The 21,085-nt window shown below is 66.8% G+C and carries 22 protein-coding genes; 2 read left to right on the top strand and 20 right to left on the bottom strand.

Annotated features, from left to right (window positions below; all coding sequences use genetic code 11):
* Window positions 1–200: 200 nt before the first annotated feature.
* The 5 genes from murA to ACYVKL_RS24560 all read right to left on the bottom strand — a co-directional run bounded on the left by murA (window position 201) and on the right by ACYVKL_RS24560 (window position 4,063).
* The gene (gene murA / locus ACYVKL_RS24580; protein WP_357202945.1) at window positions 201–1,463 is read right to left on the bottom strand and encodes a UDP-N-acetylglucosamine 1-carboxyvinyltransferase; all 1,263 of its coding nucleotides are present in this window, start codon (window positions 1,461–1,463) and stop codon (window positions 201–203) included.
* Window positions 1,464–1,473: 10 nt separating this feature from the next.
* Window positions 1,474–2,067 carry a cob(I)yrinic acid a,c-diamide adenosyltransferase gene (locus tag ACYVKL_RS24575; RefSeq protein ID WP_379173866.1) on the bottom strand — a complete coding sequence of 198 codons (594 nt, stop codon included), beginning with the start codon at window positions 2,065–2,067 and terminating at the stop codon, window positions 1,474–1,476.
* Between the two features lie 29 nt (window positions 2,068–2,096).
* Entirely contained in the window at window positions 2,097–2,519 is a 423-nt protein-coding gene (locus ACYVKL_RS24570; protein WP_213557733.1) for a DUF2550 family protein, read from the bottom strand.
* A gap of 170 nt (window positions 2,520–2,689) precedes the next feature.
* Complete coding sequence (locus ACYVKL_RS24565) at window positions 2,690–3,391, bottom strand: MspA family porin (protein ID WP_379173867.1); 702 nt, start codon at window positions 3,389–3,391, stop codon at window positions 2,690–2,692.
* Between the two features lie 27 nt (window positions 3,392–3,418).
* Complete coding sequence (locus ACYVKL_RS24560; protein WP_379173869.1) at window positions 3,419–4,063, bottom strand: MspA family porin; 645 nt, start codon at window positions 4,061–4,063, stop codon at window positions 3,419–3,421.
* A 294-nt stretch (window positions 4,064–4,357) separates the two neighbouring features.
* Here ACYVKL_RS24560 and ACYVKL_RS24555 point away from each other — a divergent pair, with 294 nt between their 5' ends.
* A complete protein-coding gene (locus ACYVKL_RS24555) occupies window positions 4,358–5,449 on the top strand; it encodes an NAD(P)-dependent alcohol dehydrogenase (RefSeq protein ID WP_379173871.1) in 1,092 nt (363 codons plus the stop codon).
* 118 nt (window positions 5,450–5,567) lie between these two features.
* Here ACYVKL_RS24555 and ACYVKL_RS24550 read toward each other — a convergent pair whose 3' ends face one another.
* The 11 genes from ACYVKL_RS24550 to ACYVKL_RS24500 form a co-directional block, all read right to left on the bottom strand.
* Entirely contained in the window at window positions 5,568–5,948 is a 381-nt protein-coding gene (locus tag ACYVKL_RS24550; protein ID WP_379173872.1) for a F0F1 ATP synthase subunit epsilon, read from the bottom strand.
* Between the two features lie 6 nt (window positions 5,949–5,954).
* Window positions 5,955–7,397 carry a F0F1 ATP synthase subunit beta gene (gene atpD / locus ACYVKL_RS24545; RefSeq protein ID WP_213557738.1) on the bottom strand — a complete coding sequence of 481 codons (1,443 nt, stop codon included), beginning with the start codon at window positions 7,395–7,397 and terminating at the stop codon, window positions 5,955–5,957.
* 16 nt (window positions 7,398–7,413) lie between these two features.
* A complete protein-coding gene (locus tag ACYVKL_RS24540; protein ID WP_379173873.1) occupies window positions 7,414–8,382 on the bottom strand; it encodes a F0F1 ATP synthase subunit gamma in 969 nt (322 codons plus the stop codon).
* Between the two features lie 58 nt (window positions 8,383–8,440).
* A complete protein-coding gene (atpA, locus tag ACYVKL_RS24535; RefSeq protein ID WP_379173875.1) occupies window positions 8,441–10,078 on the bottom strand; it encodes a F0F1 ATP synthase subunit alpha in 1,638 nt (545 codons plus the stop codon).
* An 88-nt stretch (window positions 10,079–10,166) separates the two neighbouring features.
* Window positions 10,167–10,976: a F0F1 ATP synthase subunit delta gene (locus tag ACYVKL_RS24530; RefSeq protein WP_213557741.1), complete on the bottom strand. Its 810-nt coding sequence runs from the start codon at window positions 10,974–10,976 to the stop codon at window positions 10,167–10,169.
* Between the two features lie 19 nt (window positions 10,977–10,995).
* Window positions 10,996–11,547 (bottom strand): F0F1 ATP synthase subunit B, encoded by a 552-nt coding sequence (locus tag ACYVKL_RS24525; protein WP_213557742.1) that lies wholly within the window; start codon window positions 11,545–11,547, stop codon window positions 10,996–10,998.
* 26 nt (window positions 11,548–11,573) lie between these two features.
* Complete coding sequence (locus ACYVKL_RS24520) at window positions 11,574–11,819, bottom strand: ATP synthase F0 subunit C (protein WP_040856073.1); 246 nt, start codon at window positions 11,817–11,819, stop codon at window positions 11,574–11,576.
* 75 nt (window positions 11,820–11,894) lie between these two features.
* On the bottom strand, window positions 11,895–12,620 hold the full coding sequence (atpB, locus tag ACYVKL_RS24515; protein ID WP_246598789.1) for a F0F1 ATP synthase subunit A: 726 nt from the start codon (window positions 12,618–12,620) through the stop codon (window positions 11,895–11,897).
* Window positions 12,621–13,038: 418 nt separating this feature from the next.
* Window positions 13,039–13,467 carry a Cg1360 family ATP-synthase-associated protein gene (locus ACYVKL_RS24510; RefSeq protein WP_379173878.1) on the bottom strand — a complete coding sequence of 143 codons (429 nt, stop codon included), beginning with the start codon at window positions 13,465–13,467 and terminating at the stop codon, window positions 13,039–13,041.
* Between the two features lie 11 nt (window positions 13,468–13,478).
* Window positions 13,479–14,675, bottom strand: coding sequence for an MraY family glycosyltransferase (locus tag ACYVKL_RS24505; RefSeq protein WP_357202969.1), 1,197 nt, complete (start codon window positions 14,673–14,675; stop codon window positions 13,479–13,481).
* Between the two features lie 10 nt (window positions 14,676–14,685).
* Window positions 14,686–15,351: an L-threonylcarbamoyladenylate synthase gene (locus tag ACYVKL_RS24500; RefSeq protein WP_357202972.1), complete on the bottom strand. Its 666-nt coding sequence runs from the start codon at window positions 15,349–15,351 to the stop codon at window positions 14,686–14,688.
* Between the two features lie 124 nt (window positions 15,352–15,475).
* On the opposite strand from ACYVKL_RS24500, the gene ACYVKL_RS24495 reads away from it, so the two are divergent.
* Complete coding sequence (locus ACYVKL_RS24495) at window positions 15,476–15,769, top strand: DUF427 domain-containing protein (RefSeq protein WP_379173879.1); 294 nt, start codon at window positions 15,476–15,478, stop codon at window positions 15,767–15,769.
* A 3-nt stretch (window positions 15,770–15,772) separates the two neighbouring features.
* Here the strand turns inward: ACYVKL_RS24495 and prmC are convergent, their stop codons facing one another.
* From prmC to rho, 4 genes are all read right to left on the bottom strand, one after another.
* A complete protein-coding gene (prmC, locus tag ACYVKL_RS24490) occupies window positions 15,773–16,651 on the bottom strand; it encodes a peptide chain release factor N(5)-glutamine methyltransferase (RefSeq protein WP_379173880.1) in 879 nt (292 codons plus the stop codon).
* A 116-nt stretch (window positions 16,652–16,767) separates the two neighbouring features.
* The gene (prfA, locus tag ACYVKL_RS24485) at window positions 16,768–17,847 is read right to left on the bottom strand and encodes a peptide chain release factor 1 (RefSeq protein ID WP_379173881.1); all 1,080 of its coding nucleotides are present in this window, start codon (window positions 17,845–17,847) and stop codon (window positions 16,768–16,770) included.
* A 135-nt stretch (window positions 17,848–17,982) separates the two neighbouring features.
* The gene (gene rpmE / locus ACYVKL_RS24480; RefSeq protein WP_213557749.1) at window positions 17,983–18,195 is read right to left on the bottom strand and encodes a 50S ribosomal protein L31; all 213 of its coding nucleotides are present in this window, start codon (window positions 18,193–18,195) and stop codon (window positions 17,983–17,985) included.
* 687 nt (window positions 18,196–18,882) lie between these two features.
* Window positions 18,883–20,964 (bottom strand): transcription termination factor Rho, encoded by a 2,082-nt coding sequence (gene rho / locus ACYVKL_RS24475; protein WP_379173882.1) that lies wholly within the window; start codon window positions 20,962–20,964, stop codon window positions 18,883–18,885.
* Between the last annotated feature and the right edge of the window lie 121 nt (window positions 20,965–21,085).

Below are 21,085 nucleotides of genomic sequence, written 5' to 3'. Positions count from 1 at the left end.
GCAGCAGAACCAAATCCGCTGGTCGGTCGAAGCTAATGTGATCATCAGGCGCTCCTCGTACTACCTCGTTTCCCTAAGCCCTTGGGCTCCGGGTCGGTGTCCGTGTCGCTCTGACCTGGAATAAGTTACGTGTTGGTTGTTCTCATGTCAAATCGCCTGTTCAGGACGGGTTTTCGCGAACACGTCCCGACACCGGCCGTTCAGTCGGTGGTTCCGACGCGTTCGATTTCGGCCCCGAGCCCGCGCAGGTTCTCCACGAAAGACGGGTAACCCCGGTCGATGTGGAAGACATCGTGGACTTCGGTGACACCGTCGGCGACCAGACCCGCGAGCACCAGACCCGCGCCGGCGCGAATGTCGGAGGACCACACCGGCGCCGAGGACAGTCGCGGAATACCGCGCACCACAGCGTGATGCCCGTCGGTGCGCGCATCGGCGCCCAGCCGGATCATCTCTTCCACGAAACGGAAACGCGCCTCGAAGATGTTCTCGGTGATCATCGAGGTGCCGTCCGCGATGGCGGCCAGGCCGATGGCCATCGGCTGCAGGTCGGTGGGGAAACCGGGGAACGGCAGGGTCGAGAAGTTCACGGCACGCGGACGATCCGCCTGCACCACGCGAAACCCGTCCGGTTCGAACGAGATTCGGGCGCCCGCGGAACGCAGCTTGTCCAGCACCAGGGACAGGTGCTTGGGGTTGATGCCCGTCACCCGCACGTCACCGGTGGTCATGGCGGCGGCGATGCCCCAGGTCGCGGCGACGATGCGGTCGCCGATCACCCGGTGGGTGGTGGGCGCGAGCTTGTCCACGCCCTCGATGGTCAGCACCGAGGTGCCGGCGCCGGCGATCTTCGCGCCCATCCGGATCAGCATGTTGCAGAGATCCACGATCTCCGGTTCGCGCGCGGCATTGTCGATGACGGTCTCACCGTCGGCCAGCACCGCGGCCATCAGAATGTTCTCGGTCGCGCCGACCGACGGGAAGTCCAGTCGAATCCGCGCGCCCTGCAGCTCGTCGGCCCGGGCTACCAGGCAGCCGTGCTCGATCTCCGAGGTCGCGCCGAGCAGTCGCAGCCCCTGCTGGTGCATGTCCAGCGGGCGCGAACCGATGGCGTCACCACCGGGCAATGCCACCACGGCCCGCTTGCAGCGCGCCATCAGCGGACCCAGCACACACACCGAGGCACGGAACTGGGTGACGGCCGGGAAGTCCGCGTGATACTTCGGTTCCGGCGGGGTCGCGATATGGACCGTCGCGCCCTCGATGACGACATCACAGCCGAGGCCGCGCAACACGTCTGCCATCAACGGCACATCCAGGATGTCCGGGCAGTTCGTGATGGTGGTCGTCCCCTCGGCCAGCAAGGCGGCAGCCATCAGCTTGAGGACGCTGTTCTTCGCGCCGCCTACCGCGACCTCACCGACGAGCCTGCTGCCCCCGGTCACCAGAAACCGTTCACTCACGGGGGTCAGCCTAGTGGTCCGTTCCCGCACTCGCGGCGTCTCCGCCCGGCCGCCACAGTATGTCGCCGTCCGGGTTGGCGACCCGGCCCAGGATGAACAGCAGGTCGGACAGGCGGTTGAGGTATTTGGCGGGCAGCACGCTCGTTGATTCCGGGTTAGCGGCGACCGCGGCCCAGGCCGAACGCTCGGCGCGTCGCGCGACGGTGCGGGCGGTGTGCAGCAGCGCGGCCAGCGCGGTGCCGCCGGGCAGGATGAACGAATTCAACGGCGCCAGAGGCTCATTGAACTCATCGCACCAGCGCTCGAGGCGGTCGATGTAGTCCTGGGTGATGCGTAGCGGCGGGTACTTGGGCTCGGCGACCACGGGCGTGGACAGGTCCGCACCGGCGTCGAACAAATCGTTCTGTATGGAACGCAGCACACCCAGGATCCGGGCGTCCGGCTGCCCGAGCGCGATGGCGACTCCGAGGGCCGCATTGGTTTCGTCACAGTCGGCGTACGCGATCAGCCGCGGGTCGGTCTTGGCCACCCGGGAGAAATCGCTCAGTCCCGTGGTGCCGTCATCGCCGGTGCGCGTGTAGATCCGCGTCAAGTGAACGCTCACAGGGCCACCCTAACGCTCCCGGGACCGGACTAGCCCGCGCGCCGGCGGCGGATGCGCTCGGACGGGCGCGATTCCACCCAGGACAGGAAGGCGGCCATGGCGCCGCGGTCCAAGGCCAGCTCGTAGTTGCCGTGCCCGTCGGACACCATGACGATCAGCTCGTCGGTCATGATGTCGTACTCGTCGTCCTCCGGGGAGCGCCGCGGGCCCACCTCGATGGCGAGCCGGCGCATGGTGGAGTCCGGGCCGAGTTTGAGGCTGGAGAGTTTGTAGAAGAGGAGCGTGTCCTCGTCGTAGCGGATCAGGCCGTGCCGCCAGCCGCCGCCGTGGCCGCGCGCGGGCAGCACCCGCAACAGTGCGGCGGTCCCGCCGCGGCGCAGCATGACCAGGCGATAGGTCGAGGCCAAGGCCAGTCCGACCAGCAGCAATACCAGAATGATCAGAAGCCACATCCCGGTTTGCAATGCCGCTCCGTCCCTTCACATCCGCGTTGCTGTCGATCACCGACCGGTCAGAGACCGGGCCCCGCTTTCGGTCGATAGTAGCGACCGCGGAATGGCGAGGTCCGGCCATCCACCGAATGTGACGAATGCGCTGTTCAGCGCGGCGTCCAAGATATATGTCAGCCGATGGTGAACGGCTCCCCGTAGAGCACCAGGTTGCCGATGAACGTCGTGCTGTCGACCTCGGCCGCGACGAAGGTCCGCGCCTGGGCGTAACCGCCGCAACCGTCCACCGAGAAGGTCTCGTCGGTCCAGCTGACGCTGGCGTGCGGACCCGGCACCTTGCTGTAGCGCTTGTGCGATTCCTGGCCGTAATCGTCGGGTCGCTCCAGATCGAGCATCAGGCGCGCGACGGCCTGACCGGGTCCGAGCGTGATGCCGCTACCCATTTGCTCGTTGGCGCCCAACGTGCCCAGGGTCGTGCCGGTGAGGTCCGCGTTGTAGCCCCCGCCACCCGTGTTGTTCGCGGTGAGACCGCTGATATCGACCTGGCAGCCCACGACATAACCGGGACTGATCTTGATGGTCGCGGTCGAGGCGCTCGGGCCGTCGAGGTCGATGGCGGCCACCGCCGTGGTCCAGACATTGCGATGCACGGGGGTGGACCCCATGGATCCGCTGATCTTGGCCGACTCCCCGGTGATCCGGACCGTCAGGTTGGTGCCGTCGGCGAGCTGCCGGGTGATGGAGCCACCGGGGAGCGGAATGAAGGTGTCGGCCCGCACCGGAGCCGCCGGGCCGAAACCGGACAGGCCCGCCGCCACGGCCACCGCCACCCCGAGGACCCGGCCGCTCCGCGCGCGAATTCCCTTGCCGTGCATACGATCCCTTCCTTCGGAGCGGAGTCGTCAGCCGATGCTGAACGGCTGACCGTACAGGGTCACCTTGTGGTAGTCGACGCCGATGATCTCGACCACGGAGGCCTGGCGGGCCTGCGCGTAGCCGCCGCAGCCCTGGATCTCCATCGGGATGTCCTGATAGTTGATGGTGTAGGCGCCGCTCTTGATCAACTCGATGTTGTTGATCGCCACCCACTGCACCTGGCCCGGCGAGAGCGGGAAGCTGAATCCACCGGCCAGGCTGGGCGAAGAGCTAACGACCAACGCGGCGTTCGCGCTCAACTGACCCAGCGCGACCTGGCAGCCGACGATGTAGCCGGTGGTGAGATTGGACGATCCGTGGGTGCCCGAATTGTTGGTGCCCGGAGAATTCAGCGGGCCGTTATTGGGTCCGACATCCCCGTCCGGGGTCTCCACCTCGGCGGTGACATTGCCGGTCACCCAGGAGGTGCGGCCGGCGCCGTTCGAAGCGAGCGATGGCGAAATGATCGCTCGCTCACCAACACTCGTGATCCTGACCCCCGGGCCCTCGATGTGCCCGTCGGGCAGCGGGACGGTGACGTCCGCCGAGGCCGAACCCGGCCCGAAGAACCCCACCACGATCGTGACGACGGCGAAGGCGACGCCCCATTTGCCAATTCGAAGCCTGCTCATCAACCCCTCGCTCATCGCGCTGTCGCATCGTGGAGGTAAAGCTGAGAATGCGGGAATAGCCGACCCATTGCCGAGTGCTTCAGATCACACTTCGGAGTCCGGCGAATGCATTCAACCACACGGGGTTGGAGGGAGGGCAATTACCGGGCGGACGATCCGAAATCCGTGGCGGGCCTACCAGGTCCGCCGTCGATGCGGCCACCCACCGGACCGCTGAGCGGGATCACACATGGCCGTAAACTGGAACACGTTCTTATGCTCCCGACAATTGGGATGTCTTGGAAGGAGATTCCGTTGGAAATTACCGCTGCGGTGGCCCGAGGTGCCGACGTACCGTTCTCGATGGAGACCCTCACCCTCGAGGAGCCACGTCCGGGCGAAGTGCTGGTCCGCATCGTCGCGACCGGCGTCTGCCACACCGACCTGGTCACCAAGGGCGTATTTCCGGCCGAGCTGCCGATCGTTCTGGGACACGAGGGCGCGGGCGTCGTCGAGCAGATCGGCTCGGAGGTAACCGGAATCGAAGTGGGCGACCATGTGCTGCTCACCTACGCCAGTTGCGGTACCTGTTCCCGATGCGCCAACGGGCTTCCGCCCTATTGCGAGAATTTCGTCATTCTGAACACCTCGGGCGGGCGCAGCGATTTCACGTCGCCGCTGAGCAGTAATGGCGAACGCGTCATGGGCGCGTTCTTCGGGCAGTCGAGTTTCGCCACCCACGCACTGGTGCCGGCGCGCAGCATCGTGGTCGTGGACAAGGATGTCGACCTGGTCGCCACCTCCCCGTTCGGCTGTGGCGTGCAGACCGGCGCGGGCGCGGTCGCCAATGTCATGAAGCCGGGCCCGGACGACTCCATCGCCATCTTCGGCGTCGGCGGCGTCGGCATGGCGGCGCTCATGGCGGCCCGGGCCATCGGCGCGGGAACCATTGTGGCCATTGATCTTTCCGCGGACCGCCTGGCCGTGGCCAAGGAGCTGGGCGCGGACGTCACCATCGACGGCGCGGCCGAGGACGTGGTCGCGCAGATCGTCGCGGCCACCGGTGGCGGCGCGAACTTCGCCCTCGACACCACGGCCGTCAATGCCGTGATCGCCAAGGGCCTGGAAGCGTTGGCGCCCATGGGCACCCTGGTGCTCGTCGGACTCGGCGAGGCCAGCATGGATCTCGAGATCGGCCACCTCACCGGCAACGGCAAGGCCGTTCGCGGATGCATCGAGGGCAGCGGCGATCCGCAGAAGTTCATTCCGCAGCTGTTGCAGTGGCATGCCGACGGCAAGTTCCCGATCGAGAAGATCAGCAAGACCTACGCGTTCAGCGACATCGACACCGCGCTCGCCGACGCCCACCACGGCACCACGATCAAGCCGATTCTCACTTTCCAGTGAGAAGTAGCACGCGCGCCCGGCTGTTGCCGGGCGCGCGTGTGATTCGCAGGGGAAGCAGCGAAAACAGCGGCGGGCCCGGGGATTTCCCCGGGGCCGCCGCCGTTGTCTCAGCGTCGAGCTAGTGGGCCGCAGCGGCCTTCTCGACCGCCCGCAGCTGACCCTGTGCCTTGGCCAGGGCAGCCGGGCTCGCGTTCTCGTCGGCGATGACGGCCTTGGCGGCCGCCTCGTCGATGTCGAAGGCGAAGTCGGCGGACTCGGCCAGCACGCGCACCGAAGTGGCGGTGACGGAGAAGAATCCGCCGTGCACGGCCACGACAACGCGCTCGTTGTCGTCGGACACGATGGTCACGGTGCCGCCCTCGACCAGCTGGCCGAGCAGCGGCTCGTGGCCGACCATGATGCCGATCTCACCCTCCGTGGTCTGAGCCGAGACGAAGGACGCCCGGCCCGACCACAGCAGTCGCTCGACGGCGACCAGATCAACGGACATATCAGCCATGGGTGACTACTTCCCGGCGATCTTCTTCGCAGCAGCCTCGACGTCGTCCAGGCCACCGCAGGAGTTGAACGCCTGCTCGGGCAGGTGGTCGAACTCGCCCTTGCAGACGCGATCGAAGTCGTCGATGGTCTGCTCCAGCGGCACGACCGAACCCGGCTGACCGGTGAACTTCTCGGCCACGATGAAGTTCTGGCCGAGGAACTTCTCCAGACGACGGGCACGGCCGACGAGGACCTTGTCGCCTTCGGAGAGCTCGTCCATACCGAGGATGGCGATGATGTCCTGCAGCTCCTTGTACTTCTGCAGGATCCGCTTGACCTCGTTGGCCACCTGGAAGTGACGCTCGCCGACGATCGAAGCCTCAAGGATACGAGAGGTCGAGGTCAGCGGGTCGACGGCCGGGTAGATGCCCTTCTGCGAGATCGGGCGGGAAAGCTCGGTCGTCGCGTCCAGGTGGGCGAAGGTGGTCGCCGGCGCCGGGTCGGTGTAGTCGTCGGCGGGGACGTAGATCGCCTGCATCGAGGTGATCGAACGGCCACGGGTCGAGGTGATGCGCTCCTGGAGCTGACCCATCTCGTCCGCCAGGGTGGGCTGGTAACCCACGGCCGAGGGCATACGACCCAGCAGGGTCGAGACCTCGGAGCCGGCCTGGGTGAAGCGGAAGATGTTGTCGATGAAGAGCAGAACGTCCTGGTTCTGCACGTCACGGAAGTACTCCGCCATGGTCAGGGCCGACAGGGCGACGCGCATACGCGTGCCCGGCGGCTCGTCCATCTGGCCGAAGACGAGGGCGGTGTCCTGGAGGACGCCCATCTCTTCCATTTCCAGGTGGAGGTCGGTGCCCTCACGGGTACGCTCACCGACGCCCGCGAACACCGAGGTGCCCGAGAACTCGCGAGCGATACGGGTGATCATCTCCTGGATCAGAACGGTCTTGCCGACACCGGCACCACCGAACAGACCGATCTTGCCACCCTTGACGTACGGGGTGAGCAGGTCGATGACCTTGACGCCGGTTTCCAGGATCTCGGTCTTACCCTCGAGCTGGTCGAAGGCGGGCGGCTGGCGGTGGATGCCCCACTGCTCGCCGTCGCGGCCCAGGCCGGGGGTGTCGAGGCAGTCGCCGAGCGCGTTGAAGACGTGGCCCTTGACGACATCGCCGACCGGCACCGAGATCGGCTTGCCGGTGTCGCGCACCTCGACGCCACGCACCAGACCGTCGGTCGGCTGCATGGAGATGGTGCGGACGATGTTGTCGCCCAGGTGCTGCGCGACCTCGAGGGTCAGGGTCTTCGCAACGGACGCGAGCGCGATGTCCACGTTCAGCGCGTTGTAAAGCTCGGGGATCGAGCCGCGCGGGAACTCGACGTCCACGACGGGGCCGATGACGCGGGAGACGCGGCCAGTGCCGGCGCCAACCCGGGTTTCGTTAGTGACAGCTGCGGTCATTGGTTCTCTTCCGTGTCTAGTCGCGGTCCGAGCTCGACGCCAGCGCGTTGGCGCCGCCGACGATTTCCGTGATTTCCTGCGTGATTCCGGCCTGGCGCAGCGAGTTCGCGGTACGGGTCAGTGAATTCACCAGATCCGTCGCGTTGTCGGTGGCCGCCTTCATCGCGGTGCGGCGCGCAGCCGACTCCGATGCCGCAGCGTCGAGCAGCGACGAGTAGATCCGGGTGTTGATGTACTTCGGCAGCAGCGCGCCCAGCAGGCGGTCCGCGTCCGGCTCGAACTCGTACTGGGCAACCGGATTGGAGTTGCCGTCGGAGAAGCTGTCCTCACCGAGTTCGAAGTTCTCGTCGACATAGCTCACCTGAATGGGAGCCAGACGACGCACCTCGGGAACCTGCGACAGCATCGACACGAAACGCGTGTAGACGATGTGCAGTTCATCGACGCCGGCCATGGTGCCGACCCCGTTGGGGGCGGCCACCTCGCCGTCGGCGCCCGCCATGAATGCCTCCACCAGGTGGTTGCACGCGGCGGAAGCGTCGACGTAGTTGGGCGCCTGGGAGAACCCGGTCCACGAACCGCTGGTCGAGCGACCACGGAAGGTGTAGTAGGTCAGGCCCTTCGCGCCCATCACGTACAGCACCGGCTCTTTGCCTTCGGAGCGCAGGGTGGTCAGCAGCTCTTCGGTGCGCTTGAGCACGTTGGAGTTGTAGCCACCGCACATCCCGCGGTCACTGGTGATCACCAGGACCGCGGCACGGCGCGCGTTCGGCCGCTCGGTGAGCAGCGGGTGGGTGAGATTGCCACTGGCGCTGGCCAATTCGGCGAGCACCTTGGTGATCTCTTCCGCGTACGGCTTGGCAGCCGCGACCCGGGCCTGCGCCTTGCTGATTCGCGAGGTCGCGATCAGCTCTTGCGCCTTGGTGATCTTCTTGATCGAGCTCACGGAACGAATTCGGGAGCGCAGTTCGCGCACGCTTGCCATTAGCGGTTCACACTCCCTTCATTCCTCGAGTCAGACAGTCGCATTCGCTTCGCCGCTCTTACTTCTCGACGTGCTTGCGAGTGACGGACAGCGACTCGACCTCTTCGTGATCGAGCTTGCCGGCCTCGGCCTCGACGACACGGCTGCCGTCGGACGCCAGGAAGCCCTGCTTGAACTTGTCGGTCGCGACCTTGATCGCGTCGGCCGGCTCGCCCTCGATCTTCTTCGCGCCACCCTGGAGGGCGTCGAAGGAGGACTGCACGGAACCGTGCAGGAACTCGAGCAGCTCGCCGTTGAAGCGACGCACGTCGCCGACCGGCACCGAGTCGTAGTAGCCCGCGTCCACCAGGAACAGCGAGACGACCTGGTCCTCGACCGAAACCGGGGAGTACTGGTCCTGCTTGAGCAGCTCGACCCAGCGCGCGCCACGCTCCAGCTGCGCCAGCGAGGCCGCATCCAGGTCGGAGGCGAAGGCGGAGAAGGCTTCCAGCTCGCGGTAGGAGGCGAGCTCCAGACGCAGCGAACCGGCGACCTGCTTCATGGCCTTGGTCTGCGCGGCACCACCGACACGGGACACCGAGATACCGACGTTGATGGCCGGACGGACACCCTTGTTGAAGAGGTCCGACTCCAGGAACACCTGGCCGTCGGTGATCGAGATGACGTTGGTCGGGATGAACGCCGAGACGTCGTTGGCCTTGGTCTCGATGATCGGCAGCGCGGTCATGGAACCGGCGCCGAGCTCGTCGGACAGCTTCGCGCAACGCTCCAGCAGACGGGAGTGCAGGTAGAAGACGTCACCCGGGTACGCCTCGCGGCCCGGCGGGCGGCGCAGCAGCAGCGAGATGGCACGGTAGGCCTCGGCCTGCTTGGACAGGTCGTCGAACACGATCAGGACGTGCTTGCCCTGGTACATCCAGTGCTGGCCGATGGCCGAACCGGTGTACGGCGCCAGCCACTTGAAGCCGGCGGAGTCGGAGGCCGGAGCCGCGACGATGGTGGTGTACTCCATCGCGCCGTGCGCCTCGAGGGCAGCCTTGACGCCCGCGATGGTGGAGCCCTTCTGGCCGATCGCGACGTAGATGCAGCGCACCTGCTTCGACGGATCGCCGGTGGCCCAGTTGGCCTTCTGGTTGATGATCGCGTCGATGCAGACCGCGGTCTTGCCGGTCTTGCGGTCACCGATGACCAGCTGACGCTGGCCACGGCCGATCGCGGTCAGGGCGTCGATGGCGGTGATGCCGGTGGCGAGCGGCTCGCCGACGGGCTGGCGCTCCAGCACGGTCGCGGCCTGCAGCTCGAGCACGCGACGCTCGTCGGCCTCGATCTCGCCGAGGCCGTCGATCGGGGCGCCCAGCGGGTTCACCACGCGGCCGAGGAAGTTGTCACCGACCGGGACCGAGAGCACGTCGCCGGTACGGCGGACCTGCTGGCCCTCCTCGATGGTGTCGAACTCACCCAGGACGACGGCACCGATTTCGGTGTCCTCCAGGTTCAGCGCGACGCCGAGCACGCCGCCGGGGAATTCCAGCAGCTCGTTGGCCATCGCGCCGGGGAGGCCGCTGATGTGGGCGATACCGTCGCCGGTGTCGGTGACTACGCCCACTTCCTCGATGGAGGTTTCCGGGGTGTAGCTCTGGGTGTAGCTCTCGATCGCGCTACGGATCTCATCGGGGGAGATCGTCAGCTCCGCCATGTTCTTCCTGCTCTCGCTGTGGTCTCGAATGTCGGTGTGTTGGTGCGGTTTACGCGTCTCTGCGGACTTACCGGCGGGCCGGTGAGTCTCAGGCGAGAGACTGACGCAAACGCTGCAGTCGGCCGACGGCGCTGCCGTCGATCAGGTCGTCGCCCACGCGCACGACGACACCGGCCAGCAAGGTCGGATCCTCCTGCACGTGCACCGTGACGGGCTTGTCGTAGATGCGCTGGAGCGAAGTCGCCAGGTGCTCGCGCTGCTGCGGCGTCAGGGCCGCCGCGGCGCGCACGTGCGCCACGATCTGGTCCCGCAGCGACGCCGCCAGGTCGGACAGCTCGTCGATGGCCTGGCCGGAATCGCCCTTGTGGCGCAGCACGGCCTGCTCGACCAGCTGCTGGGTGATGTCCTCGACCTTGCCCGCGAGCAGACGCTGCACCAGGGCCCGCTTGGCTTCCGCCGGCTTGCCGTGGTCCTGCAGCGCCTGCTCCAGGTCCGGGTTGTCGTCGATGATCCGGGCCAGCCGGAACAGCTCGTCCTCGACCGAGGTCAGGCGGCCACGCTCGTCCGCGGCGCGCAGCAGCGCCTCGCGGCCGAGCAGGACCAGCGTGTCGACCAGGTCACGGGCCCGCGACCAGTCCTGAGCCACGGCCGTGGTCAGCACGGCCAGCGTGGTTCCGCTGATCTTGCCGCCGAAGACGCGTTCGGCCAGCTCGGCGCGCGCCGAACTCGACACCGACTTATCCGCGAGCGCCACACGCAGCGAACGCTGGTCGTCGAGGACGGCGACAACGGCGAACAGTTCCGACCCCGTAGTAGCCGCGACGGTGTCGCTACCGGTCAGAGCGGCCCGAAGAGCTTCCCGCGCACGGGAACTCGCCTCACGGCTCGCTGCGTACATGCTTCCCACTTTCGGCTCGTTACCTTCCGACCCCGATGCCGGCGTTCGCGTCCAGTTCCGCCAGGAACCGGTCGATCGACGCCGACTGCTTGGCCTCGTCGGCCACCGACTGACCGATGATCTTCTCGGCCAGGTCGACCGCGGTACGGCCCAGCTCGGAACGCAGCTCGGTCACGATCTGCTGGCGCTGAGCCTCCAGCTGCGAGTGACCGGCGGCCACGATGCGGTCGGCCTCGGCCTGCGCATCGGAACGCATCGCCGACAGGATGGCCGCACCCTGGGTGCGGGCTTCCTCACGGATACGCGCGGCCTCGAGGCGAGCCTCGGCCAGCTGCTCCTGGTACTGCTGCAGGGTGGCCTGCGCCTCGGCCTGCACGGCCTCGGCCTTGGCGATACCGCCCTCGATCTTCTGAGTCCGCTCGTCCAGCACCTTGGTCAGACGCGGGACGACGTACTTGGCGAAGACAAAGGCGATAACGATGAAGACGATCGCAGACCAGACAATGTCATAGGTCTTCGGGACGAGGGGGTTGATGTCCTCCTCGGCCGCGAGCAAAACAATGCTGTTCATCGTTGATTCCTAGTCTTTGGCCGGAATCAGAAAATGAAGCCGGCGACGAGACCGATCAGCGCCAGGGCCTCGGTGAACGCGATACCCAGGAACATGTTGGTCCGGATGGTGCCCTGCAGCTCGGGCTGACGGGCGATGCCCTCGATGGCCTTACCGACGACGATGCCCACACCGATGCCGGGGCCGATCGCGGCGAGGCCGTAACCGATGGCGCCGAAACCCTTGGACTTGGACTCGGCAACTTCGGCAGCCAGGTACGAGAGGGTGCTCATGTGTGTTTCATTCCCTTTCTGTCGCCCACCCGCCGGGCGGCGTGGAAGGCAGGTTTATGGAGTTGGTGCGGTCGGTCAGTGAGAGTCGGCGTGCTGCGCGAGACCGATGTAGACAGCGGTCAGCAGCGCGAACACGTACGCCTGCAGGAAAACCACCAGCAGCTCGAAGAGGGTGAAGCCGAAGCCCGCGAGCAGCGAGAACGGCGAGAACACCTTCATCCAGGAGACGGCATCGAACAGGAAGAACTGGGTGGCACTGAAGAACAGCACCAACATGATGTGGCCTGCCAGCATGTTCGCCATAAGACGGACGGTCAGCGTGAACGGGCGCAGCACGAAGGTCGAGATGAACTCGATCGGGATCAGCAGCACGTGCAAGGCGGGCGGCACATTCGGCACCACGATGGACGAGCGCATGTACTTCAGGAAGCCGTACTTCTTGATACCGACGTAGTTGAACGTCAGGTAGGCGACGACGGCCAGCACCAGCGGCATGCCGATGCGCGCGTTCGACGAGATGTTCAGCCCCGGAATAACACCCGAGATGTTCAGGAACAGCACGGTGAAGAAGATCGACGCGATGAGCGGGAAGAACTTCTTACCGGATTCCTTGCCCAGCACCTCGTCGCAGATCTGCTCCTTGACGAACACCAGACCCGATTCGGCGACATTCTGCAGCCCGCGCGGAACCAGCTGCGGCCGCCGGAAAGCGGCGTACATGACTGCCACGAGAACGACCGACATCAGGATGCGAATGAGCATCAAACGGTCGAGCTCGAAAGGCGTCCCCTCGAACAGCACTGCTGGAGGGAAGAAGTCGTTGAGTGACGGCGCGTGGAACTCGCCTGCCAAAAAGGTGACGCTCAGCGTTCTCTCCCGTGGTCGGCCGCCAGGAGATAGTTTTCTCCTGCGGTTCGATCGGACATTGACGATCTGGTGGGTCGACTCAGGTCGGCTCGAAGTTCGTCAGCAGCTGTGGCAGTCACGCCCTGGCGTCTGTACGCGCGTCGGCGACATCGTCGACGGTGCAGAACCGTGACCCGAAAGGGTCCGGTACGGCTGTAAGCATAACCTGCTCTCAGGTGGGTCTCAGGCGACCCCCCCTGTTGATTCGGTTGGCTACAGGTAAAGAGTTTATCAAGTTATCTACGACAATGCGTAGGGGGTCGCGGAAACGCTGGATGAACGGTGTTTCGAACCCCGTCCGGAGCGCCTCCAGCTACAGGTCGCGGTCGACGTGCACGGTCGGAACCCGTTGGCGCAGAAGGCCGTAGGTCTCCGCGCCGAGCACGATGAGCAGGGCGCCGACCACAGTCAGGAAGAGCGCGCCGCGGCTGTAGAAGTCGTAGTTCTGCAGCACCGCGACGACGATCACGGCCAGCAGCAGCTTGCCGACCCAGCTGCCCAGCAGCACCAGGCCCTGCAGGCCCGATTCGATCTTGGCGCTGAAGAGCACCGAGGCGGCCGTGGTCAGGATGAAGGCGCCACCCAGGGCGGAGCCGATCAGGGCGCCCCACAGGCCGGGCAGACCGGCGATGAGGGACGACAGGATGGCCGAAACCACAACCAGCACAGCCAAACCGGCGATGCCGTAGCGCAGGGCCGCGCGCAGCGGGGCGTCGGGACCGGGGTTCGAAGGCGTGCTCACGATCGGAAACTCTACCGGGCGGCGTGATCGGAGCCGCGGGGCGGTTTCCGGACCGAGTTGATCTTCAATTCCCGCCAGGACGGCACCGCGGTGACGATCAACGCGAAAACCAGCCCGGCCGCGAACAAGAGCACCACCAGCCGGCGATCACCGATCAACGAGGTGCCGACCGCGCCGAATGCGAACACGCTCACCCACAGATAGATCACCAGCACCACGCGGCGCTGCGAATGGCCGATCTGCAGCAAACGGTGATGCAGATGCATTTTGTCGGGAGTGGAGAAACTCACACCCGCGCGCACCCGGCGAACCACCGCGAGGACAAGATCGAGAACCGGAATGAACATCACCGCACCCACCAGCAACAACGGTGACAACAGACCCACGATGTCGCGCGGGCCGTAACCCTGCAGCGGAATTCGCCCGGACGCACCCGTCGACACCGCCGCCAGCATCAATCCGATCAGCATGGATCCGGTATCGCCCATGAAAATGCGGGCCGGTGAGAAATTGTGGGGAAGAAATCCCAGGCACGCGCCGGCCAGCGCGGCGGCCAGCAACGCGGGCGGATAGGTGTCGGTGGAACCGCCCACCTCGTAGAGCAAACCCACCGTGAACACGAAAACCGCGACGGCCGCGATGAAACCGAGCCCCGCCGCCAATCCGTCCAGGCCGTCCACGAAATTCATGGCGTTCACCACGGTCACCGTGATGCCCACCGTCACCAGACCGCCCTGCAGCGGATCCAGCACCACCGTCTCGTTGGTGAACGGGTTGTAGATGGCCACCCAGCTCAGGCCCATCACCGCCATCACGCCCGCCGCGGTGATCTGCCCCACCAGCTTGGTCAGCCAGTCCAGCCCCCAGCGGTCGTCGATGATGCCGACCAGCACGATCAGCGTGGCCGCGGCAAGTACCGCGGGAATGTCCTTGGGATAGTCGAAGCCACGGCGCAGTGCGGGCAGCTGGTGCGCGAACAACACCGCCGCCAGCAGACCCAGATAGATGGCCAGGCCGCCCATCCGCGGAATCGGCTTCACGTGCACATCGCGTTCACGGGGAATGGCCACCGCGCCGAAGGCGATGGCCAGCACGCGGATTCCGCCGGTGCTCAGGAAGGCGATCACCGCGGCGACCAGCAGCACGAGCAGCAGCTCCCGCAGCGGGACGACCGCGCCCTGGCTGAATACGCCCTGACTCAGCAGCATCTAGCGGCCGTCAGTGCGCGCCGGCCTGGCGGAGTTCCTCCGGCGACATGCCGAGCACCTCCGCGACCTTCTCGATCGGCACCGCGCCCTCGCGCAGCACCCGCGGCGCGTCCGCGGTCAGATCGACGATGGTGGACGCCACCGCGTGATCGGCCGGACCGCCGTCGAGGTACACCCCGACCAGATCGCCCAGCTGCGCCTGCGCCTCCCCCACCGTGGCGGCCGGCGGCTGCCCCGACACGTTCGCGCTCGACACCGCCAACGGGCCGACCTCACGCAACAGCTCCAGCGCGACCGGGTGCAGCGGCATGCGCAGCATCACCGTGCCGCGCGCGTCACCCAGATCCCAGGCCAGCGAAGGAGCTTGCTGCACAACCAGACTCAGCCCGCCCGGCCAGAACGCCCGGATCAGCTCACGCGCCTGCGGCCGCACCGAGTAGACGAGACCGTCGATCGTGGTCCACGATCCGACCAGCACCGGCACCGGCATGTCCCGCCCCCGCCGCTTGGCGGCCAGCAGCGCGCCGACAGCCTGGCTGTCGAACGCGTCGGCGGCGATCCCGTAGAGGGTGTCGGTCGGAATGACTGCCAACCGCCCGGACTTCAGCGTGCTCCGCGCGGCACTCAGTCCGGCAGCGCGGGAGTCGGGATCGGCACAGTCGTAGACGGTACTCACGGCTGACATCTTGGCACGGATCAAGTCCCGACAGCTCGCGGCTCCCCCTCCCGACGCCGGGGCGAGCCCAGGAAAGCACCCGGGAATCTCCGTAGGCTCTGGGTGACGAAGGAGGCACGGACTCATGATGCGTGCGATCTGGAACGGAACGGTCATCGCCGAGGCCGCCACGACCGTGGAGGTCGAGGGCAATCAGTACTTTCCGGTGGAGTCGCTGAAGAGCGAATACTTCAGGGAGAGCGCCAAGCACACGGTCTGCCCATGGAAGGGCATCGCGAGCTATTACACCGTGACGGTCGAGGGCGCGGAGAATCCGGATGCGGCCTGGTACTACCCGCATCCGAGTCCGCTGGCCCGCAAGATCAAGAACCATGTCGCCTTCTGGCACGGCGTCACGGTGACGGACGAACCCGGCTGAGCGTCAGCCGGCTATACGGCGGGCGACGACGAAGCGGGGTTTGCCCGCGAGGTCGGGGTGCTCGACTATGTCGGTGAAGCCGCCGTGGGCGGCGAAGAGGGCGGCGACGCCGGAGCCGTTGGTGTCATCGTGTTCGACCGCCGCGACGCCGTTCTCGCGGAGCAGGCGGGCGATGGTGTCGACCATGGGGCGGATGACGGAGAGGCCGTCCGGGCCGCCGAACAGCGCGCGGTGCGGGTCGTGGTCCATGACCTCGGGGTCGAGTTGCGCGTCCTCGGGGATGTAGGGCGGGTTGGAGACGACCACGTCGACCCGGCCGTCGAGGTCGTCGAGGATGGCGGGGTCGGTGACGTCGCCGGCGTGCAGGTCGATGGGGGTGTCTCCCTCGTCGGCCAGTTGCAGGGCGTTGCGGCGGGCCCAGGCCAGGGCTTCGGGGTCGAGTTCGACGGCGTGCACCTGGGCGTCGGGGCGGGCGTGCGCGATGGCCAGGGCCAGGGCGCCGGAACCGGTGCACAGGTCGACCACGATCGGCGGGTGCGCGTGGCCGATCTGCTCGAGCCGGGCCAGTGCCCAGGCGAACAGCAACTCGGTCTCCGGACGTGGCACGAAGACGCCCGGGCCCACGGCGAGATCGATCTCACCCATCGCGGCGGTGCCCGTAAGGTGTTGCAGCGGAACGCGTTCCGCGCGCCGGGCGACCAGCTTGCGGAACTCCTCGAGCTGATCGGGGGTGAGCATGGGCATCAGGGCCAGCCGGCCGCGGTCGACGCCCAGCACGTGGGCGGCCAGGAATTCCGCGTCGGCCTGGGGACTGTGCACACCGGCCGCGGCCAGGATGTCGGCGGCCTCCCGGATGGCCGGCCGCAATGGTGCACGACTCACTGTTCGCACCTTTCTCCCCACGCACATGCTCGCACGAATTGCCCTGCCCCGAACCCGCTCCCGCCCAACCCCGCGCGCGCCCGGGGCATCGGGCGTGGCGCGGGCGGCGGGGCCGGTTATTCGGCGGCGAGGCGGGCGGCGCGGTCGGCCTCGCCCAGGGCGGTGAACAGGTCGTCGAGGTTGCCGTCGAGCACGGAATCGAGGTTGTGGGCCTTGAATCCGATGCGGTGGTCCGCGATCCGGTTCTCCGGGAAGTTGTAGGTGCGGATGCGCTCGGAGCGGTCCACGGTGCGGATCTGGGTGGCGCGCCCGGCCGCGGCGTCGGCGTCGGCCTGTTCCTCGAGCAGGGCCTGCAGGCGGGCCGCGAGGACCTGCTTGGCGCGAATCTTGTTCTGCAGCTGCGACCGCTCGTTCTGGCAGGTCACCACCAGGCCGGTGGGCAGGTGGGTGAGGCGCACCGCGGAGTCGGTGGTGTTGACGCCCTGACCGCCCTTGCCGGAGGACCGGTAGACGTCGATGCGCAGGTCCTTCTCGTCGATCTCGACTTCCTCGACCTCGTCCGGTTCCGGGTAGACGAGCACGCCGGCGGCCGAAGTGTGAATGCGCCCTTGGGATTCGGTGACCGGGACGCGCTGCACGCGGTGCACACCGCCCTCGAACTTGAGCTTGGACCACACGCCGTCGCGGGTGGCCTCCTTGCTCTTGATGGAGAAGCTGGCGTCCTTGTAGCCGTCCAGATCGGAGTAGGTGACGCCGAGCACCTCGACCTTCCAGCCGTGCCGTTCCGCGTACCGGATGTACATGCGGGCCAGGTCGGAGGCGAACAGCGCCGATTCCTCGCCGCCTTCGCCGGACTTCACCTCGAGGATGACATCGTCGCCGTCGTGCGGGTCGCGCGGCGCGAGCAGGTCGGTGAGCTGCTTGTCGAGCTCCTCCACCTGGGCGGCCAGGCCGGGCACCTCGGCCGCGAAGGACGAGTCGTCGGCGGCCAGCTCCTGCGCGGCGGCCAGATCGTCGCGCGCGGACGTCAGCTTGTTGTAGGTGGACATGATCGGGCCGAGTTCCGCGAAACGCTTGCCGACGCGACGGGCCGCGCCCGGGTCATTGTGCAGCGCGGGGTCGGCGAGCTGGGATTCCAGCCCCTGGTACTCGGCCAGGATGTCGTCGATCGCGTTGGGGGCCGTCTTGTCGGCCATCGCGGTTCCTCCCGTCGGGGTGCCGGGCAGGCACACCCGGAAAGTATGTGTGAGCTGTCTCAGCTCGCAGCTGGTAGGTCCATAAACGCACCAACGCCCGGCCTGCGGTACGCAGGACGGGCGTCGGCGGGACAGCTACTTGGTGCGCTTGCCGTAGCGGGCCTCGAAGCGGGCCACGCGGCCGCCGGTGTCCAGAATCTTCTGCTTACCCGTGTAGAACGGGTGGCACTGGGAGCAGACCTCGACCGAGATCTGGCCCGACTCCTTGGTGCTCTTGGTCTGGAAGGTGTTTCCACAACCGCAGACCACGGTGGTGTCCACGTAAGTGGGGTGAATTCCTGCCCTCATTGGGTGTCCTTTCAATGGTCGCCGGGTCGCCTTCGTGAAGACGTGAACCGGAACCGACTAGAGGCATGGTTGCCGACGGAACAGTCTATGCGCTGCTACCGAGTGGTCACCGCGAGGGGTGACATGGTGCAGAACAGGCAGTCGGAACGGTTTGTTCCCCGAAAGTCGAGTAGCCCGCTACTCAGGAACGCGAACACCCATGTTCATAGAGTTTTCCCAGGTGAGAGCACGCGACGATCGAAGGAGCGAGGCGGTGACCAGGAACGAAGCGACAGCTGGGGGAATCCTGACCGTGCTGGCCCTGATGGTCGTCGCGGGCTGGTGGATGACTCCCGGAAAGTCCGGCACTGCGGCGGGGACCGTGAATCCGGCCCCGATCCCGCCGCAGGGGGACGACACACTCGCCTATCGGGCGGTCACGGCATCGGAGAACACCGGTGCCGTGACCGCGCTCATCCTCGGTTTCATGATCGGCGGCGCAGCGATGATCGGGCTGTTCTGCTGCTCCCCCGCCTCTCCGGGACTTCAGCGGGCGGCCATGTGCCGCGAAATTCCCGACCCGTGCCGGCGGTCCGTAACCCCACCAACCTTGGGCGTACCCGACGAGTTACCCGGATCGGCACGAAATCAGTTGTTGCGCTTGCGAAACGAGAACGGGGGCCTCGCCGCAGCGAGGCCCCCGTTTCATCATTCGTCGATCGCGCCCGGGGCGGTCTTGGAGACCGTCATCAGGAACTCGATGTTGGACTTGGTCTTCTTCAACCGGTCCACCATCAGGTCGATGGCCTGATGCGAGTCCAGGCCGGACAGCACGCGACGCAGCTTGTGCAGCACGGCCGCCTCGTCCGGGGACATCAGCAGGTCGTCGCGACGGGTGCTGGACAGGTTCACGTCGACCGCCGGGAACACGCGGCGCTCGGCGATCTTGCGATCGAGCTTGAGCTCGGCGTTACCCGTGCCCTTGAACTCCTCGAAGATGACCGTGTCACCGGTGGAACCGGTCTCCACCAGCGCCGTGGCGATGATGGTGAGCGAGCCGCCGTTCTCGATGTTGCGGGCCGCGCCGAGGAACCGCTTGGGCGGGTACAGCGCGGTGGAATCCACACCACCGGAAAGGATTCGACCCGAGGCCGGGGACGAGTTGTTGTACGCGCGGCCCAGTCGAGTGATCGAGTCGAGCAGCACGACGACGTCCTGACCCGCCTCGACCAGGCGCTTGGCCCGCTCGATGGCCAGCTCCGCGACCGAGGTGTGGTCGCTCGGCGGACGGTCGAAGGTGGAGGCGATGACCTCGCCGCGCACGGAGCGCTGCATGTCGGTCACTTCCTCGGGACGCTCGTCCACCAGCACCACCATCAGGTAGCACTCGGGGTTGTTCGTCGCGATCGCGTTGGCGATGTCCTGGATGACCATCGTCTTACCCGCCTTGGGCGGGGACACGATCAGCGCGCGCTGACCCTTACCGATCGGCATGATCAGGTCGATGATGCGCGTGGTCAGCTTGTTGGCCTGAGTCTCCAGGCGCAGTCGCTGATTCGGGTACAGCGGGGTGAGCTTGGTGAATTCCGGTCGGCGCTTGGCGGTTTCGACATCGCCGCCGTTGACCGAGTCCAGCCGCACCAGCGGATCGAACTTCTGCCGCTGGTTGCTCTGATCCCCGTCGCGCGGAGCGCGCACCGCACCGACGATGTGGTCACCGCGGCGCAGGCCGTTCTTGCGAACCAGGTTCATCGACACGTACACGTCGTTCGGGCCGGCCAGGTAGCCGGAGGTGCGGACGAACGCGTAGTTGTCGAGCACGTCGAGAATGCCGGCGACCGGCTGCAGGACGTCGTCCTCGCGGATCTCCATCTCGCGGGCCTCGCCGCCGCCACCGGTGGCGCCGTCCCGGTCCCGCCCGCGGCGACGCTCACGGAAGCGACGGCCACGGCGGCCGCGGCCCTCCTCGTCGTCACCACCACGGTCGTCACGGTCGTTGCGATCGCGGCCGGCGCCGTTCTGGCTCTGCTGGCCGCTGCCCTGGCTGCGGCCACCCTGGTCGCCGCGCTGGCCGCGCTCGCCCTGGTTGCGGTCGCCCTGGTTGTTGCGCTCCCGGCGACGCTCGCCGCCCTCCTGCTCGCCCTTGTCGGCGGCGGGGGCTTCGGTGCCGGTGTTCTCGGCGGCGCCGCGCTGTTCGCGACCCCGACGCTGACGACCACGGCCGCGCTGGCCGCCGTCGCGATTGTCTTCACCACCCTCGGCGCGGGCGTTCTCGCCCTCCTCGCGCTTGGCTTCGCGCGACTCCGAAACCTTGGATTCGCGCGTCTCCGAAGCGTTTTGGCGCGACTCGGCCGGCTCGGCGCGGTCGGTCTTCGCCTCCGTCTTCGACTCGGCCGGAGCGGTGTCGGCGGCCCGAGCGGACTTCTTCACGGACTCCACGTCAACGGCCGACGCGGACTCCCCGCCGGTCGGCGCATCCTCGGCCTTGGCCTTGGCCTTCCCCGTGGTGGCCTTGCCGCCGGAGGTGGCGGGCGCCTTGGTGGTGGCCCCGACCTGGTTCTCCTTGATGGCGGCGATGAGATCACCCTTACGCATCCCGGAAGTACCTCGGATACCGAGTTCTCCCGCAAGCGCACGCAACTGCGGCAACAACATTCCAGTCAGCCCCGATCGTGCGACGTCAGTTTGTTCGCTCATCTTCGAAATCTGTCCGGAGTCACTATCGCGACTCCCCGAGGAATCTGGATCACTGTCCACCCCGGGTGTCGCGAGCAGGTCCGTATCTGTCACGGAAATCCTTTCCTTCCCTCGACCGCCGTGTGCCAGTTCGAGGGTTCCTCCTGCAGTCCGGTCCAATGCCGGGCTCGGATGCCGTATCGCCTATCCCGCCGGGCCGGTGGGCTCCCCAACA

It is taken from the genome of Nocardia tengchongensis (assembly GCF_054781395.1).
This window is presented reverse-complemented; position numbering and strand designations above follow the sequence as displayed.